Source organism: Stenotrophomonas sp., from assembly GCF_059505245.1.
The window spans coordinates 17,073-32,395 of the sequence record NZ_JCACKF010000040.1 but is presented as its reverse complement, the minus strand read 5'-3'; the positions used below and the strand labels follow the sequence as shown (position 1 = coordinate 32,395).

At 68.8% G+C, this 15,323-nt stretch carries 15 protein-coding genes; 3 read left to right on the top strand and 12 right to left on the bottom strand.

Going from position 1 to position 15,323, the window contains the following annotated elements; translation table 11 throughout:
- Positions 1-145: 145 nt before the first annotated feature.
- From AC5JLE_RS15605 to AC5JLE_RS15595, 3 genes are read right to left on the bottom strand one after another with little or no spacing between them, the layout of a single operon-like run.
- Positions 146-805, bottom strand: a complete 660-nt coding sequence (locus tag AC5JLE_RS15605; RefSeq protein WP_414934919.1) for a hypothetical protein — start codon at positions 803-805, stop codon at positions 146-148.
- On the bottom strand, positions 805-1,983 hold the full coding sequence (locus tag AC5JLE_RS15600; RefSeq protein WP_478443998.1) for a glutathionylspermidine synthase family protein: 1,179 nt from the start codon (positions 1,981-1,983) through the stop codon (positions 805-807). Before AC5JLE_RS15600 ends, AC5JLE_RS15605 begins: the two co-directional genes overlap by 1 nt.
- Before the next feature lie 7 nt (positions 1,984-1,990).
- Entirely contained in the window at positions 1,991-2,563 is a 573-nt protein-coding gene (locus AC5JLE_RS15595; protein ID WP_005420172.1) for a DUF1190 domain-containing protein, read from the bottom strand.
- Between the two features lie 409 nt (positions 2,564-2,972).
- On the opposite strand from AC5JLE_RS15595, the gene ilvD reads away from it, so the two are divergent.
- Complete coding sequence (gene ilvD / locus AC5JLE_RS15590) at positions 2,973-4,811, top strand: dihydroxy-acid dehydratase (RefSeq protein WP_032959069.1); 1,839 nt, start codon at positions 2,973-2,975, stop codon at positions 4,809-4,811.
- Between the two features lie 105 nt (positions 4,812-4,916).
- On the opposite strand, the gene dinG is transcribed toward ilvD, so the two are convergent.
- The 3 genes from dinG to aroE form a co-directional block, all read right to left on the bottom strand.
- Positions 4,917-7,019 carry an ATP-dependent DNA helicase DinG gene (gene dinG, locus AC5JLE_RS15585; protein ID WP_049404916.1) on the bottom strand — a complete coding sequence of 701 codons (2,103 nt, stop codon included), beginning with the start codon at positions 7,017-7,019 and terminating at the stop codon, positions 4,917-4,919.
- 167 nt (positions 7,020-7,186) lie between these two features.
- Positions 7,187-7,540: a hypothetical protein gene (locus AC5JLE_RS15580; protein WP_014648789.1), complete on the bottom strand. Its 354-nt coding sequence runs from the start codon at positions 7,538-7,540 to the stop codon at positions 7,187-7,189.
- 3 nt (positions 7,541-7,543) lie between these two features.
- Positions 7,544-8,389 (bottom strand): shikimate dehydrogenase, encoded by an 846-nt coding sequence (aroE, locus tag AC5JLE_RS15575; protein ID WP_032959067.1) that lies wholly within the window; start codon positions 8,387-8,389, stop codon positions 7,544-7,546.
- Between the two features lie 48 nt (positions 8,390-8,437).
- Here aroE and AC5JLE_RS15570 point away from each other — a divergent pair, with 48 nt between their 5' ends.
- Positions 8,438-9,301 (top strand): TolB family protein, encoded by an 864-nt coding sequence (locus AC5JLE_RS15570; RefSeq protein ID WP_014648791.1) that lies wholly within the window; start codon positions 8,438-8,440, stop codon positions 9,299-9,301.
- Between the two features lie 120 nt (positions 9,302-9,421).
- On the opposite strand, the gene AC5JLE_RS15565 is transcribed toward AC5JLE_RS15570, so the two are convergent.
- From AC5JLE_RS15565 to AC5JLE_RS15550, 4 genes are all read right to left on the bottom strand, one after another.
- Complete coding sequence (locus AC5JLE_RS15565; RefSeq protein WP_032959066.1) at positions 9,422-9,691, bottom strand: gas vesicle protein GvpG; 270 nt, start codon at positions 9,689-9,691, stop codon at positions 9,422-9,424.
- Positions 9,692-9,723: 32 nt separating this feature from the next.
- Entirely contained in the window at positions 9,724-10,713 is a 990-nt protein-coding gene (gene hemB, locus AC5JLE_RS15560) for a porphobilinogen synthase (protein ID WP_164077007.1), read from the bottom strand.
- A 19-nt stretch (positions 10,714-10,732) separates the two neighbouring features.
- Entirely contained in the window at positions 10,733-11,650 is a 918-nt protein-coding gene (locus AC5JLE_RS15555; RefSeq protein ID WP_014038878.1) for a bestrophin family protein, read from the bottom strand.
- Between the two features lie 123 nt (positions 11,651-11,773).
- A complete protein-coding gene (locus AC5JLE_RS15550) occupies positions 11,774-12,022 on the bottom strand; it encodes a hypothetical protein (protein WP_005420185.1) in 249 nt (82 codons plus the stop codon).
- Positions 12,023-12,208: 186 nt separating this feature from the next.
- Here AC5JLE_RS15550 and AC5JLE_RS15545 point away from each other — a divergent pair, with 186 nt between their 5' ends.
- Entirely contained in the window at positions 12,209-12,667 is a 459-nt protein-coding gene (locus AC5JLE_RS15545; protein ID WP_005420187.1) for a hypothetical protein, read from the top strand.
- A gap of 251 nt (positions 12,668-12,918) precedes the next feature.
- On the opposite strand, the gene AC5JLE_RS15540 is transcribed toward AC5JLE_RS15545, so the two are convergent.
- Positions 12,919-14,718 (bottom strand): DUF885 domain-containing protein, encoded by a 1,800-nt coding sequence (locus tag AC5JLE_RS15540; protein ID WP_053495951.1) that lies wholly within the window; start codon positions 14,716-14,718, stop codon positions 12,919-12,921.
- A 67-nt stretch (positions 14,719-14,785) separates the two neighbouring features.
- Positions 14,786-15,301, bottom strand: a complete 516-nt coding sequence (locus AC5JLE_RS15535; protein WP_496065447.1) for a cytochrome c oxidase assembly factor Coa1 family protein — start codon at positions 15,299-15,301, stop codon at positions 14,786-14,788.
- Between the last annotated feature and the right edge of the window lie 22 nt (positions 15,302-15,323).

Below are 15,323 nucleotides of genomic sequence, written 5' to 3'. Positions count from 1 at the left end.
AAACCGGTTGCCGGCCAGCGGCCGGCACTACCCCTGCAACAACCGATGCATCGCCCTGGTAGGTGCCAACCTTGGTTGGCACGAAATCCACAGCGCCGACCAGGGTCGGCATCTACCAAAACCGGTTGCCGGCCAGCGGCCGGCACTACCCCTGCAGCAACCGACGTTGCAACCGCTCCACCGCACGCTGCAGCAGCACCCGGTTGCGGCCCAGCTTCATCCACTGCGGCAGGCGCGAGAACATCGAACCGTTGGTAACGCCCGCGCGCTCGCGCAGAGGCGCGGCAGCGTAGTCGTGCAGTGCCTGCAGATGGGCTTCGTTGTAGGCCCACAGCACGCCGGCCGCGGTCTTTTCGACCAGCCGCAGCGGCAAGCCGAAATGCGGATCGATCGCCTCATTGCCACGCCATCGCGACAGCGTGACCTCCACCTCGCTGCTGCGTCCGCACTGACTGCAGTCCGCCGTCAGCGTCCGCAACGGCGACACTGCACGCGCACGGTGCAGCTCGGCGCGGACCCATTTGTGCCCGCAGTATCCGCAGGGACGATAGCCGCTATAGCGCACCGGCCCGACCCAGTCGCCCGCGGCACAGCAACCGCAGCCGCATCCACTGTCGAGGGCTGCGCTGCAGCCCAGGCAGCGGAAGCGTCGTGATTCCGGCGTCCGCACCACCCAGCCGGGCGTATCGCAACGATGGCAGCGCACCGCGATGCGGTCCGAATAGCGCCACAGGGCGTGGCCGTCATCCAGATGCCGGCCCGGCAGCGGCGCAGGCCGCAGGTCGCGATTGCGCCGCACCGTCATCAGACGTAGATCCGCGTCGGCGCCTCGTCGACGATCGCGTGCGGCACGAAGCGCGCACTGTCGCGGGTGATCGCGCTGTCGTCCTCGCGGATGCCGATGCCGCAGGCATGGTCACCGATCACCCAGCTGCCGATCAGCGGGTAGCCGCCTTCGAAGCGGGTGAGAGGATGCGCACGCTGGATGATCGCCGGGCCGTCGTAGGGACCGTCGCTGCGTTGGGTGCTGCCATCGGCCAGGTGCATCTCGATGTTGGCGCCTTCGCGCGAGAACAGCGGTTTGCGTACCCAGCCCGACGCCAGCGTGCTGCCGTCATCGAAATGCGCTTCCAGCAGGTTCGGATGGCCCACGTTGCGCTGCCACAGCAGCGGCAGGATGCCCTTGTTGCTCAGCACCGCCTTCCAGGCCGGTTCCAGCAGCTGCACGCCCGAACCGGGCAGCGCGCGGCCGAATTCCTCGGCCATCAGGTCTTCCAGCGGATACAGCTTGAACAGCGTGCCGATCACCGAATCGTCCAGCGCGGTGAAGCGTCCGTCCTCGGACAGGCCAATGTCCTCGATGGCGATGGCCTGGCCATGCAGGCCGGCCTGCGACGCACAGTCGCGCAGGTACTCGACCGTGCCGCGGTCTTCCTCCGAACTGCCGACCGCGCTGAAGTACAGCGGGGGCGGCAGCTGTGTGGCGAGGTCGCCGAAACGCTCGACCAGCGCCTCATGGATGGCGTTGAACTGGTCGGCATGCTGCGGCAGGCGACCGGCATTGCGCTGGTCTTCCAGCCACTGCCACTGGAAGAAGCTGGCTTCGAACAGCGAGGTCGGCGTGTCGTAGTTCAATTCGTACAGCTTGGCCGGACCGTTACCGTCGTAGGCCAGGTCCAGGCGGCCATAGAGGTGCGGCTGGCGCTGGCGCCAGCTGTCGGCGATCCAGTCGCGGTAGTGCGACGGAATCGCCAACTGGTCCATCAAGCGTTCGCTGCCGATGACATCACCGACCAGATCCAGCGCCATCTGGTGCAGCTCGGCGCTGGGGTCTTCGATGTCCTGTTCGATCTGGCGCAGGGTGAAGGCGTAATACGCGCTTTCATCCCAGTACGGCTGGCTGTCGATGGTGTGGAAGCGGAAACCCGCCTCTTCCGCGCGCGCCCGCCACTGGGCACGCTCGGCAATCCGGATGCGCTGCATGGGTCGATCAGCCGCCGTAGCTGCCGCTGGTGCTGCGGCGTGCGCTGGTATTGCCGAAGCCACCACGGCTGGCAGTGACCGCACGGTTCGGCTCGCTGGTGACCGGCGCCAGGCCGGCCTTGCCGGCACCGATGCCGCTGGCGGTGTTCAGGCCACCGGTGCCACCCGGTGCCGGGCGCGCCCAACCCGCATTCTTGTCCTGGTAGGCCGGTGCCGACGCCGGCGCCTGCGGGGCGAGGCCGCCGCGGTTGCTCAGCATCTGCGACATGAAGAAGCCCATCATCATCGGGCCGATGAACGAGGTACCGGCCGAGGTGTGCTGCTGCACGCACTGCTCCGGCTTGTAGTCCTTCTCGCAGGCTTCCTTGCTGGCGTACTTCGGCGCCGCATCGGCGGCCTGCTTCTGCGCTTCGGCGAACGCATTGCGGCACGACGACGGATCGCCGGTGGCCTCGGTGCAGGCCTCCACCGAGGTATACAGGCCTTCCTGCACCTTCACCTCCGGCTCCTTCTGGCAGGCGGTGAACAGCAGCGGCGCGGCGCTCATCAGCAGCAGCGCGGTGGTGCGGGAACGTTTCATGGCCTCATGCCCTGTCGACGGATCAATGCCCCAATGATGCCAAATCCGGGCCAGCAACCGGAATCGGCAAAGTGCGAAAGATGAACGGACTTTCATTTTCGTCGGCATTGGGGTCAGAGCCCATCGCGCCGCGATGGGATCCGACCCCAGGCGACGCACCGCTCTGGTAGGTGCCAACCTTGGTTGGCACACATCCCGCGGCGCCCGGTCATGCCCGGCGCGCGCAGCCAAGTCTCCGGCAAGAAGCCCCCTTGTTGTTCAAGGGGGGCGCGCCGAAGGCGCGGGGATAAGGGGAAATGCGCGGACCGCCAAGCCGCTGCAAGCGGTGAAGGTGGTTGCAGCAGCAACCGAAAAAATTGGCCATGATCGGCTGACCCCCACGTCGTACGGCCCGCCCGTTCCGCCCGCCATGCCCGAATACCGTTCCCGCACCTCCACCGCCGGTCGCAACATGGCCGGCGCCCGCGCCCTGTGGCGCGCCACCGGCATGAAGGACGGCGACTTCCACAAGCCGATCATCGCCATCGCCAACTCCTTCACCCAGTTCGTGCCCGGCCACGTGCACCTGAAGGATCTCGGCCAGCTGGTCGCGCGCGAGATCGAACAGGTCGGCGGCGTCGCCAAGGAATTCAACACCATCGCCGTGGACGACGGCATCGCGATGGGCCACGACGGCATGCTGTATTCGCTGCCCAGCCGCGAGATCATCGCCGACGCCGTGGAGTACATGGTCAACGCGCACTGCGCCGACGCGCTGGTGTGCATCAGCAACTGCGACAAGATCACCCCCGGCATGCTGATGGCCGCGCTGCGCCTGAACATCCCGGTGGTGTTCGTCTCCGGCGGGCCGATGGAAGCGGGCAAGACCAGGCTGTCCGAGCACAAGCTGGATCTGGTCGATGCGATGGTGGTGGCCGCCGATGACAGCGCCTCCGACGAGAAAGTCGCCGCGTTCGAGCGCAGCGCCTGCCCCACCTGCGGTTCCTGCTCGGGCATGTTCACCGCCAACTCGATGAACTGCCTGACCGAGGCGCTGGGCCTGTCGCTGCCCGGCAACGGCACCACGCTGGCCACCCACGCCGACCGTGAGGCGCTGTTCCGCCGCGCCGGCCGCCTGATCGTCGAACTCTGCCATCGCTGGTACGGCGGCGAAGACCCCAGCGCACTGCCGCGCGGCATCGCCACCCAGGCCGCGTTCGCCAATGCGATGACCCTGGACATCGCCATGGGCGGCTCCACCAATACCATCCTGCATCTGCTGGCCGCCGCACAGGAGGCGGAGGTCGACTTCGACCTGACCCACATCGACGCGCTGTCGCGGCGCGTGCCGCAGCTGTGCAAGGTGGCGCCGAACACGCCGAAGTACCACATCGAGGACGTGCACCGCGCCGGCGGCGTGTTCGGCATCCTCGGTGAACTGGACCGTGCCGGCCTGCTCGATACCACGGTGCCGACCGTGCACAGCGCCAGCCTGGCCGACGCGCTGGAACGCTGGGACGTAGTGCGCAGTGACAACGACACCCTGCATGCCTTCTTCAAGGCCGGCCCGGCCGGCATCCCTACCCAGGAGGCCTTCAGCCAGGCCACGCGCTGGCCGACCCTGGACATGGACCGCGCCGAGGGCTGCATCCGCTCGCTGCAGCATGCGTACTCACTGGAAGGCGGCCTCGCCGTGCTGCGTGGCAATCTGGCCGTGGATGGCTGCGTGGTGAAAACCGCCGGCGTGGACGAATCGATCCACGTGTTCGAAGGCCCCGCGCGTGTCTATGAAAGCCAGGACGCCGCCGTCGCCGGCATCCTCGCCGACGAGGTGCAACCGGGTGAGGTAGTGGTGATCCGCTACGAAGGGCCGAAGGGCGGCCCCGGCATGCAGGAAATGCTCTACCCGACCAGCTACCTGAAGTCGAAGGGACTGGGCAAGCAGTGCGCGCTGCTCACCGATGGCCGTTTCTCCGGCGGCACCTCGGGCCTGTCGATCGGCCACGTCTCGCCGGAAGCCGCCAGCGGCGGTGTCATCGGTCTGGTGGAGAACGGCGACCGCATCCGCATCGACATCCCGGCCCGCCGCATCGACCTGCTGCTGGATGAGGCCACGCTGGCCCAGCGCCGCGCCGACGCCGACGCGCGTGGCTGGAAACCGCGCGCGCCACGCCCGCGCAAGGTCACCAGCGCGTTGAAGGCCTACGCCCTGCTGGCCACCAGCGCCGACAAGGGCGCCGTACGCAACACCGCCCTGCTCGGCGATTGATGCCGATCCGGTAGTGCCGGCCGCTGGCCGGCACCTGGGAAAAGGGGACGGAGGGGATTAAGTCGTTTGAGGCTCAAACGACTTAATCCCCTCCGTCCCCTTTTTTCAGCCGATCACGCGCTTGAACGGCGGCAGCGCGTCGATGATGCGCTTGCCGTAGCGGCGGGTCAGCAGCCGCGAATCAAGAATGACCACGCGGCCGGTGTCGGTGGAGGTGCGGATCAGGCGGCCGGCGAACTGGGTCAGCGTGCGCAGCGCATGCGGAATGGCGATCAGGTTGAACGCGTTGAGCCCGCGTCCCTCGAACCACTCGCTGAGGGTGGCGGTCTGCGGGTCGGTCGGCACGGCGAACGGCACCTGGGTGATCACCACCGTGGTGCAGGCCTCGCCGGGCAGGTCGAGGCCCTCGCCGAACGAGTTCAGGCCGAACAGCACCGAGCCCTCGCCTGCCTCGACACGCCGCAGGTGTTCCTCGATCAGCCGGGTCTTGGACATCTCGCCCTGCACCAGCACCTGCTTGCGGCGCGCGGCCGGCATCAGCCCGGCCACCTTCTCCATCTTCCAGCGCGAGGTGAACAGCACCATCGAGCCCTTGGCCCAGTCCAGTTCGGTGTCCAGGTAGCGCGCCACTTCGCGCGGGTGGCCTTCGCGGTCGTCCGGCGTGACCGGGAACTTCGGCACGATCAGTTCGGCCTGGTTGGGCAGGTCGAACGGCGACGACAGCGAGACCATCTCGGCCTCTTCAGGAATGCCGTTGTCGATCGCCAGCGCCTGGAAGTCGCCACCGCCGGTCAGCGTCGCCGAGGTCATCACCACCGAGTCCACTTCATCCCACAGCAGCTTGCGCAGCACGTGCGCGGCCGACACCGGCGAACCGTGCAGCACCAGGTCGCCATCGCGGGTGGCAGTCACCCAGCGCGCCATCGGCGGCGCGCCGTCCTTGTCTTCGCGGCGCCACGCCTGCCACAGGTTGTACTGCTGCTCGATCATCTCCAGCGCCATGCCCAGGTTGCGCTGCAGGCGCTCGCGCGCGGCATCGTCCGGCTTGCCCTTGGCCACCTGCGTGGTGGCCGCATGCGCCCAGTTGTAGAGGCTGCGGGTATCGTCGGCCAGTGCCTCGATCGGCTCGCGCCAAGCCTCGGGCAGGCGTCCATTGGCCGCGCGCCACATCGGCTCTTCGTCCGCCGGCGCCGGCATCCACACCCGCTCGATGTGATCACGGAACGCGCGCAGCTGCTTGGCCACGTTGCTGGCGACTTCGATCGCTTCGTTGGGCAGCAGGTTGCCGAGCCGGTCCTTGTCGACCGCGCGGTAGGCACCGGCGATCAGGATCTGCAGGCGGCCGGTGCGCTTGGCCATCTCGTCCAGCGCGAGGCTGGCCGCGCCCTGGTCGATCGCCACGTTGCCGATGTGATGGCCTTCGTCCAGCACCAGCAGCATGTCCGAGGGTGGCGCGATCAACGGCTGGCCGTTGTCGCTGTCACCGATCGACAGCGCCGACAGCAGCAGCGCGTGGTTGGTGACCACGATCTGTGCGTCGCGCACCGTATTGCGCGAGCGCAGCACCGCGCACTGCGCCGAATAGGCGCAGCGTCGCCCGGCACAACCCGAGGCCGGCGTGGTGATGCGGCTGCGCAGGCCGGGACTGATGGTCTCCGGCGCATTGTCGATATCGCCATCCCAGCTGCCGCTGGTGAAGGCGTCGGTCAGGCGTTTGGCGATGTCCATCTCGATCGGCGCCAGCGGCCGGTCGAACAGTGGCGCGTCATCCTCGAACATGCCGCCCTGCGAGCCCTCGCCCTGCGCCTCGGCGGCATTGCGCGTGCACAGGTAGCGGGTGCGTCCCTTGGCCAGCGCCACGGTCGCTTCCAGGCCGGTGGCCTTCAGGAAATTCGGGATATCGCGCTCGACCAGCTGCGACTGCAGCGCCACGGTGCCGGTGCTGATCACCAGCTTCTTCTTGGTGGCCAGCGCGATCGGCACGCCTGCGGTGAGGTAGCCCAGGCTCTTGCCGACGCCGGTCGGCGCCTCGACCACGCCGACGCCACCGCTTTTCGACAGCGCGCGCGACACCACGCCGATCATCTGGCTCTGCGAGCGACGGGTGGAGAAGCCGGGGGTGTTGGCCTGCAGCGTCGTGTACGCCTTGCGGATCGCGTCCTTCAAGGTGTCATCGAGCGTGCGCGGAGCGGCGACGGTTTCGGTCACGCCGGGAACTACCGTAGCTGGATCAGGCCGGTCATTGTCGCATGGCCGGCCGCGTTCACTGTTGCTGGCACCCTGAACGAGCCAGCGACGACGCCCGCCGGCGCGCACGGTCCGAAGCCCGCGCCGCACAGGGGCGAAACACGCCGGGCGTGGCCCGGCGCCAGCGCTCAGGCGACCGGGGCGGGACGGCTACGCAGCAGGCGCACCAGCGCCCACACCAGCAGCACCACGCCGATGGCCTCGACCATCGCCAGCGCGAAGTGCACCACGCCGAAGATGGCGCTCATGCCCGAGATGGCGCTGAAGTTGCCGCTGCTGACCAGCCACATCGGCAGCATGCCCGCCGCCAGGCCACCCAGGCTGGACAGCAGCAACAGCAGCAGGCCGACCAGCGCGCCGGTGCGGGTGGCATCGCGCGGCGCACCGACCACCCAGACCAGGCCGACGCACAGCGCGATCAGCACCGGCAGGCGCACGCCGACCATGCTCAGCACGGTCACCATCAACGTCGTGCTGTCCATCGGTCAGTCCTCGCCGGCCAGCACGGCCGAGCCCTGGCGCAGCGACTGGTAGACCTCGCCGGTCTGCGGGCGCACGCCGTGCCACTGCAGGAAGCTCTCGGCGGCCTGCTCGACCAGCATGCCCAGGCCGTCGACGGTATTGCGGCACTGCGCCGCACGGGCCCAGGCCAGGAAGGCGATGGCCGCCTCGCCGTAGTTCAGGTCGACGGCAGTGGTCATCGAATTGACCAGCGACAGCGGCAGCTTGAACTCGACGTCGCGGTCGCGGCCAGCCGAGGTGGCATTGACGATCAGTTCGAAGTCGCCGAGGTCGCGCAGGTCTTCCCAGTAGCGGCTGATCGCACGGCCGGGCTCGCCCATCGCGTCGATCAGTTCGTCGGCGCGCTCCGGCGTGCGGTTGACCACCACCAGTTCGGTGATGCCGGCATCGAGCAGCGCCGGGGCGACGCTGCGCGCCGAGCCACCGGCGCCGATCATCAGCACGCGGCGGCCGCGCAGGTCCAGGCCGTGGCGGTCGGTCAGGTCGCGCACCAGGCCGATGCCATCGGTGGTGTCGCCGTGCCAGCGGTCGCCCTTGCGCAGCAGCGTGTTGACCGAGCCGGCGCGGCGCGCGCGCGCGGTCAGCGTGGTGCACACCGAGAACGCGGCTTCCTTGTGCGGCAGGGTGACGTTGGCGCCGACACCGCCCTCGGCGGCGAAGGCCTCCAGTCCGGCCAGGAACGCATCCGGGGCCAGGTCGATCGCGCGGTAGTCGATGGCGATGCCTTCCTGGCGACCGAACGTCGCGTGGATCTGCGGCGACTTCGAGTGGGCAACGGGGTGTCCGAAGACGGCGTAACGGTCGGTCATGGAATCCTCAAGCTGGCTAGACTGATGCTCTTTCGTGCACGGAACCGGATGATGCGCATCACCCCGCCCCTGCTGGTGCTCGCCGCCAGTCTACTCTCTGCCCCCGTGGCGATGGCGTTGAACGAGTACGGCATCGAAGGCATGGGCGTGGTCTCGACCCGCGCCGACGAAGGCCGTGCCACGATCAGCGCCGATGGCCAGCGCATCGTCTTCGCCCGCCGCGGCGAGGCCGGCTGGGGCCTGTGGGAGGCGCGCGTGGTGGACGGTCGCTGGCAGCAGGCACAGGTACTGCCGGTAGGCGTGGCCGGTGAAGCCCGCGATCCCTACTTCAGCCGTGACGGCCGCTGGCTGCTGTTCGCGGCCGGCCGCGAGGGCGCGCTGGCGCTGTACCGCGCCGCGTTGGCCGCCGACGGCCGGCTGGGCCCGGCGCAGCCGCTGGCCGGTGACGGCGGGCGCCGGGAAGAGCGCGGGCCGGCCCTGAGCGCGGACGGCAAGCAGCTGTTGTTTGCCCGCCAGCAGGGCCGTGGCGCCGGCTGGGACCTGTTCGTGGCGACGCTGGATGCGCAGGGCCTGCGCGGCCCGGCCAGCGCACTGAGCGCGTTGAACAGCGCCGACGACGAGACCGACGGCGACTGGCTGGGCCAGGACGGCGCCGTGGTGTTCAGCCGCGGCAATGGCAGTACCGCGCAGGTCTGGAGCAGCGGCTGTGCGTGGAGCGGTGTAGCGCTGCAGCCGCTGGGGCTGTCGTTCAACCAGGCCGGCGGCTGGACCGGTGCGCCGGTGGTCGACAACGCCAAGCCGGGCGAGATGATGGTGGCCAGCAGTGCAGCGAAGGCGCCGCGTGCCGGTGGCGTGGACGTGTACCGGTTGGCGGTGCCGAAGGTGGCGGCGGTGGCCGGGTGCGCGCGGTAGATCCACGCCATGCGTGGATGGCCGTTTGGTAGATGCCAACCTTGGTTGGCATACGTGAAAGCGCCAACCAAGGTTGGCGACTACCAGTAGATCCACGCCATGCGTGGATGAAACGCCCTGTCAGCGCGACAACACCTTGGCGCGCAACTGCTCGTACTCCATTTCGCTCAGCTGGCCGTTGTCCTTGCGCTGGTTCAACGCGGCCAGCTCGGCCTGCACGGTCTCCGGCAGCGCCTGCTCACGGGCCACGTGGCGGGCAGCGGAGAGCTGTTCCGGCGGGCGCTTGCCGGCCCGCCAGGCGGCGATGAAGACAGCGACGATGATGGCGCCGAACACCAGCGTACCGGTGCCCCAGATCAGCCATTGCATCCATCCCAGTTCGGGTCCCATCGCGCAGTCCTCCGTCTATCGTGGCGCTATTGTCAGCGCTCGCGCAGCCATCGCGCCACCTGCGGCGCGAAATAGGTCAGCACACCATCGGCGCCGGCCCGCTTGAAACCCAGCAGCGACTCCAGCACGCAGGCGCGTTCCTCCAGCCAGCCGTTGGCGAAGGCGGCCTTCATCATCGCGTACTCGCCACTCACCTGATAGGCGAAGGTCGGCACACCGAATGTCTCCTTCACCCGGCGCACCAGGTCCAGGTACGGCATGCCCGGCTTGACCATCACCATGTCGGCGCCCTCTTCCAGGTCCAGCGCGATCTCGCGCAGGGCCTCGTCGCCGTTGGCCGGGTCCATCTGGTAGGTCTTCTTGTCGGCCTTGCCAAGGCTGGCCGCGCTGCCCACCGCATCACGGAACGGGCCGTAGAACGCCGAGGCGTACTTGGCCGAGTAGGCCATGATGCGCACGTTGATGTGGTTGTCGGCATCCAGCGCACGGCGGATCGCGCCGATGCGGCCGTCCATCATGTCCGACGGCGAGACGATGTCCACACCGGCCTCGGCGTGCGACAGCGACTGCTTGACCAGCGCTTCGACAGTGATGTCGTTGAGCACGTAACCCTTGTCGTCGATGATGCCGTCCTGGCCGTGGGTGGTGTACGGGTCCAGCGCCACGTCGGTCATCACTCCCAGTTCCGGGAAGCGCGACTTCAGCGCGCGGATCGCACGCTGCGCCAGGCCGTCCTCGGCCCACGCCGCCGACGCGTCCAGCGACTTCAGCGACGGGTCGATCACCGGGAACAGGTCGATCACTGGAATGCCCAGTTCCAGCGCTTCTTCGGCCACCTTCAGCAGCTCTTCGATCGACAGCCGCTCCACGCCCGGCATCGACGGCACTGCGGTGCGGCCCGCCCGTTCGTGCACGAACACCGGGTAGATCAGGTCGTCGGTGGTCAGCGTGTTCTCGCGCATCAGGCGGCGCGAGAACTCGTCGTGGCGCATGCGGCGCGGGCGGTAAAGCGGGTGGGACATGGCAGGCTCCGAGGAGTGGCTATTGCAACAGGTAGCCCTGCGGCAGCAGGGGTTCGGGCAACGGGCGTTCGCCGAGCGCGTCGAGCTGGTCGATCTCGATCGTGCGCACCAGCGCGTCCAGCGGCAGGTCGTTCGGCTCCAAGCCGAACGGGTCTTCCATTTCTTCGCCCAGCTGGTCCAGGCCGAAGAAGGCGTAGGCCAGCACCGCCGACAGTACCGGCGTGCCCCAGCCCAGCGAGCTGGCCAGGCCGAACGGCAGCAGCACGCAGAACATCCATGCGCAGCGATGCAGCAGCAGGGTGTAGGCGAACGGCAGCGGCGTGGTGAGGATGCGCTCGCAGCCGGCCTGGATCGACGACATCGCGTGCAGGCGCTCTTCCAGCTGGGTGTAGAGGATCGGGTCGAGTTCGCCGGCGCGCAGGGCCTGGGCCAGCTCGGCAGCGATCATCGACAGCAATGCGTCGGGCACGTTCTCGCGCTGGCCCAGCTGCTCGCGCTGCGGCTTGTCCAGCCACGGCAACGCCGCCAGGGCCACGATGCGCCCGCGCAGGCGCGCGGCCAGCGCATGGGCAAAAGCCGTAGTGAGGTAGGCGATGCGGCGGCGGCGACCGGCGTCATCGGCCAGCAGCAGGTTCACCTGGCGGGCCAGCGAACGCGATTCGTAGACCAGCTGCCCCCACAGCTTGCGGCCTTCCCACCAGCGGTCGTAGCAGGCGCTGTTGCGGAAACTGAGGAAGATCGACAGGACCAGGCCGAGCAGGGTGAACGGCGTGACGGAAACGCGCTCGATGCCGGTCGGCGGCGCCAGTTCCACCACCGCGGCCACCGCGATGGACAGGATCAGGATGGCCAGCACCTTCGGCGCGATCGCTTTTACGATCGAGCCGCGCAGGATGTACAGCAGTTGCCAGCCGTGGGGACGGGGTCGGATGATCATGGGGCAGCCGCGCCGGGCGCGGATTCACAGGCACGCGGGGGGCTCGCGCAGCCGTTCATTGTACGCCGCTGCCCGGCCCTCGGCCGTGTACCTGCGACGCCCTGTCGCACCCGGCGATGCGGCTCAGATCACGCCGCCACCCAGGCCCAGGCGCAGGATGCCGACCACCACCACGATGCCGTTCAGCACCAGCCCGGCCCAGGCCCGGCCGCGCTTGGTCGGGTGGGTGAACAGGATGCCCAGCGCGGCGATCACCGCGCCCACGGCGGCGAACGGGATCAGGAACCAGTTGCCCCAGCCCAGCAGCGGAATCAGCGCCAGGATCATCCACAACAGCGCCAGTACGCCCCACAACAGACTGATCACGCCCATTCCACTCTCCCGCAGTTGGTTCCTGTCTGTGCACCATAGTCGTTCCCGCCGTCGCCGCCTACTGCCGTTGGCGGGGCTGTCACCGGCACCGTGCTAGCGTGCCGCCGTGCCTGCTCTGGGCCGGGTGTTGGCGCCGATTCAGAGTGGCCCGCCGATGATCGCAACCAGTCCTACAGGGGTCGTGCCATGAACATCCGTTGGGCCGCGTTGGCGGCCATCCTGCTGGTCGCCGCCGGCTGTGCCAGCACCTCCAAGGTCATGCTGGGGCGCGCCCGCGCGCCGATCGATCCGGCACTGGTGCAGATCTATTCGACGCCGCCGGCCGGCTCCCAGGAAATCGCCCAGCTGGAATCGGCGTCTGCCGTGGGCTTCGGCACGCAGGGCCAGACCGATGCAGCGGTGGCGCGCCTGAAGCGCGAGGCCGCAGCGCTGGGCGCCAATGGCGTGGTGCTGATGGGCGTGGGCAGCAGCGGCTCACCGGTGGGCATGTCGGTGGGTGCCGGCACGTTCGGCTCGCATGTCGGCGGTGGCGTCGGCATCGGTATTCCGACCACGCAGAAGCGCGCCGCCGGCGTGGCGATCTGGGTGCCGAACCCGGAACCGCCGGCACGACTGCCGACGCAGGTGATCACCCCGCAGCGGTGACGCGGCAGCGTCACCGCAGGTAGTGCCGGCCGCTGGCCGGCAACCTCAGGAATCCTCTCGACGCCAGGGGAATGCCGGCCGCTGGCCGGCAACCTCAGGAATCCTCTCGACGCCAGGGGAATGCCGGCCGCTGGCCGGCAACCTCAGGAATCCTCCCGACGCCAGGGGAGTGCCGGCCGCTGGCCGGCAACCTCAGAAATCCTCTTGACGCCAGGGGAATGCCGGCCAGCGGCCGGCACTACCGGGGGTGTTCAGCGCTTGTACTTCGGCACGAACACCTTGTTCACCGCGTCGGCCAGCTGGTCCGGCGGCAGCAGGCCCTGGTCGAGCAGGAAGTTGTTGAACGCCAGGCGGTCGAACTTCGCACCCAGTGCCAGCTCAGTCTGCATGCGCAGTTCCAGGATACGGGTGTAGCCGTAGAAGTAGCTGCCGGCCTGGCCCGGCATGCGCACCATGTAGCGGTCCAGTTCCTGGGTGGCCATCGCCTTGGACAGGCCGACCTGCTCCATCAGCACGCGCTCGCCGTTGGCGCGGTCGGTCAGGCCGAGGTTGAGCATCGGGTCGAGCATCGCGCGTGCGGCGCGCAGCAGGCGGAACTGCAGGGCGATCATCTGCCCGTCCAGTGGCTCGTACGGCACCATCTCGGCCTCGGCATACAGCGCCCAGCCTTCCACGTTCACCGAATTGAACGCGAACATGGTGCGTGCCAGCGACACGCCGCGCTCGACCATCGCGGTGAACTGCAGCTCGTGGCCGGGGCGGCCTTCATGCGCACTCAGCGTCCACGCCGCCGCACCGAAGTTGAAGTCGTCGTACTGTGCGCCCGGGCCCGCGGCCGGGTTGCCCAGCGGCAGCACGAAGGTGCCCTGCTGCCCGGTGTTGTTGACCAGCGGCGCCGGCAGGAAATGCGGGGCCGGGCTGGCCGCGCTCTCGGCGGCCGAACCCAGGCGCATCTGCATGGCGCGCTTGGGCACGTCGACGATGGCATGCTCGCGGATCAGCGGATCGATCGCATCGATCACCTTGCGGTAGTGGCCTTCCAGATGGTCGTCGGCGATCTTGTCGGCCTTCAGCGCGCGGATCACCGCCACCGGGTCGCTCGGGTCGGCCACCTTCAGGCCCTTGTCCTTCACCACCAGCGGCGCCAGCTGCTGCATCGCCGAGCGGGTTTCCATGAACTCCAGCTGCGCGCGCTGCATCAGCAGCTTCGGGTCGATGTCGATGCCGACCTGCTTGAGCTGGTAGGCGTACAGCGGCGCCGGCAGCCGTGCGTCGGTGCGCGCCTTCGGCAGCACGGTCGAGCGCGTCCAGCTGGCGTAGTCCTTCATCTGCCCGGCCAGGGCCTTCATCGCTTCATCGGCGCCGGCGATCTGGTACTTCTTCAGCAGCGACTCGATGCCGCTGATGTAGGTCTCGACGTTGTCCAGCGACTGCTGCACTTCGATCTTCGTCGGCTGCAGCAGGCTGCTGTCCTTCAAGCGCTCTTCGTAGCGCTGGCGGGCCAGCGTGGTGAACGCGGTGCCGCCCGGCTGCAGGCCGGCGTAAGCCTTGAGGCGGTCGATCGCCTTGGCCCGGCGCTCGGCCGGCACCTGGTCGGACAGCAGCAGGTTGAGGCCGCTGAACACCGTCTGCGGCGCGTCACTCCACGGCAACAGGTACTTCTCGTTGAGCTCACTGCCTTCGATGTTCTGGTTGGCGGCGTGGATCATGATCTCCAGGTCCTGGCGGACGTTGGGATCCTGCTCGGTGGCCAGCTTCGCCTTCAGTTCGTCGCGGGCCTTGGCCATCGCGGCGCGGTAGCGCTTGCCGTTGTCCGCGCCGAGGTCGGCCACCTTGTCGTCGTAGCCGGGCACGCCGAAGAAGCCGGTTTCTTCCGGCTGGAACGGGCCCTGCGCATCGAGCAGGATCTGCGCCAGTGCGTTGCTGCGGGCGACCCAGGCCGGGCTGGCCGGTGTGGCGGCCTTGGCGGCGGGTGCCGCCAGCGCCGGCGGTGCGGACAGCAGCGGGGCGGCGGTCAGGGCCAGGGCAACGGCCAACGCGATCGGCTTCATGGTGCACTCCAGGACAGGGTTGCCCGCACCCTACGCGCTCAGCGCGGTGGCGACAATCGGCCGGAGGTCACAACGCTGCGGTCAGCGGGCATTCGCCGCGTTCGCGGCAGGCCTGCAGTTCGCATTCCTGCGCGGCCTCATCGTCATCCAGCGCAGTCAGGTCGAAGGTCCGCTTGTTCTCCCCCAGCACGTACATCACCGGGTAGTCCCACACGTCGTCGCTGCGGGTGCCCTTCACGAACAACCGGCCGTGTGCGCGGGGGCCTTCCAGGGCCACGGTCAGGCCGACATCGCGCTGGCCGTTGAGCGCGGTCTGCATGCTGCCCAGCGGCATCGATTCGGTACGCAGCGGCTCGCCGAAGGCTTCCACCAGTTCGATGCTGCAGCCGGCGCGACGCATCGCCTCGCGCATCGGTGGGCTCTCGCGTGCCGCCTCACTCCAGCGCAGCACGCTCCAGGCCACCGTGCCACCGGCCCCGGCCAGCACCAGCAGCACGGCCACGGGCATCGCCCAGCGCCAGTGGCGGGACCACCAGCCGGCGGGCTTCGGGCCGTGGGTGGGAATCGGCGGCGGCAGTGTCATCGGCGGGCTCCTTCCCGTCTGT

What these genes read in the sequence shown, in the direction of transcription:
- AC5JLE_RS15605 (WP_414934919.1), bottom strand. Translation starts at nt 805, where the DNA reads ATGACGGTGCGGCGCAATCGCGACCTGCGGCCTGCGCCGCTGCCGGGC.
- AC5JLE_RS15600 (WP_478443998.1), bottom strand. Translation starts at nt 1,983, where the DNA reads ATGCAGCGCATCCGGATTGCCGAGCGTGCCCAGTGGCGGGCGCGCGCG.
- AC5JLE_RS15595 (WP_005420172.1), bottom strand. Translation starts at nt 2,563, where the DNA reads ATGAAACGTTCCCGCACCACCGCGCTGCTGCTGATGAGCGCCGCGCCG.
- ilvD (WP_032959069.1), top strand. Translation starts at nt 2,973, where the DNA reads ATGCCCGAATACCGTTCCCGCACCTCCACCGCCGGTCGCAACATGGCC.
- AC5JLE_RS15580 (WP_014648789.1), bottom strand. Translation starts at nt 7,540, where the DNA reads ATGGACAGCACGACGTTGATGGTGACCGTGCTGAGCATGGTCGGCGTG.
- aroE (WP_032959067.1), bottom strand. Translation starts at nt 8,389, where the DNA reads ATGACCGACCGTTACGCCGTCTTCGGACACCCCGTTGCCCACTCGAAG.
- AC5JLE_RS15570 (WP_014648791.1), top strand. Translation starts at nt 8,438, where the DNA reads ATGATGCGCATCACCCCGCCCCTGCTGGTGCTCGCCGCCAGTCTACTC.
- AC5JLE_RS15565 (WP_032959066.1), bottom strand. Translation starts at nt 9,691, where the DNA reads ATGGGACCCGAACTGGGATGGATGCAATGGCTGATCTGGGGCACCGGT.
- hemB (WP_164077007.1), bottom strand. Translation starts at nt 10,713, where the DNA reads ATGTCCCACCCGCTTTACCGCCCGCGCCGCATGCGCCACGACGAGTTC.
- AC5JLE_RS15555 (WP_014038878.1), bottom strand. Translation starts at nt 11,650, where the DNA reads ATGATCATCCGACCCCGTCCCCACGGCTGGCAACTGCTGTACATCCTG.
- AC5JLE_RS15550 (WP_005420185.1), bottom strand. Translation starts at nt 12,022, where the DNA reads ATGGGCGTGATCAGTCTGTTGTGGGGCGTACTGGCGCTGTTGTGGATG.
- AC5JLE_RS15545 (WP_005420187.1), top strand. Translation starts at nt 12,209, where the DNA reads ATGAACATCCGTTGGGCCGCGTTGGCGGCCATCCTGCTGGTCGCCGCC.
- AC5JLE_RS15540 (WP_053495951.1), bottom strand. Translation starts at nt 14,718, where the DNA reads ATGAAGCCGATCGCGTTGGCCGTTGCCCTGGCCCTGACCGCCGCCCCG.
- AC5JLE_RS15535 (WP_496065447.1), bottom strand. Translation starts at nt 15,301, where the DNA reads ATGACACTGCCGCCGCCGATTCCCACCCACGGCCCGAAGCCCGCCGGC.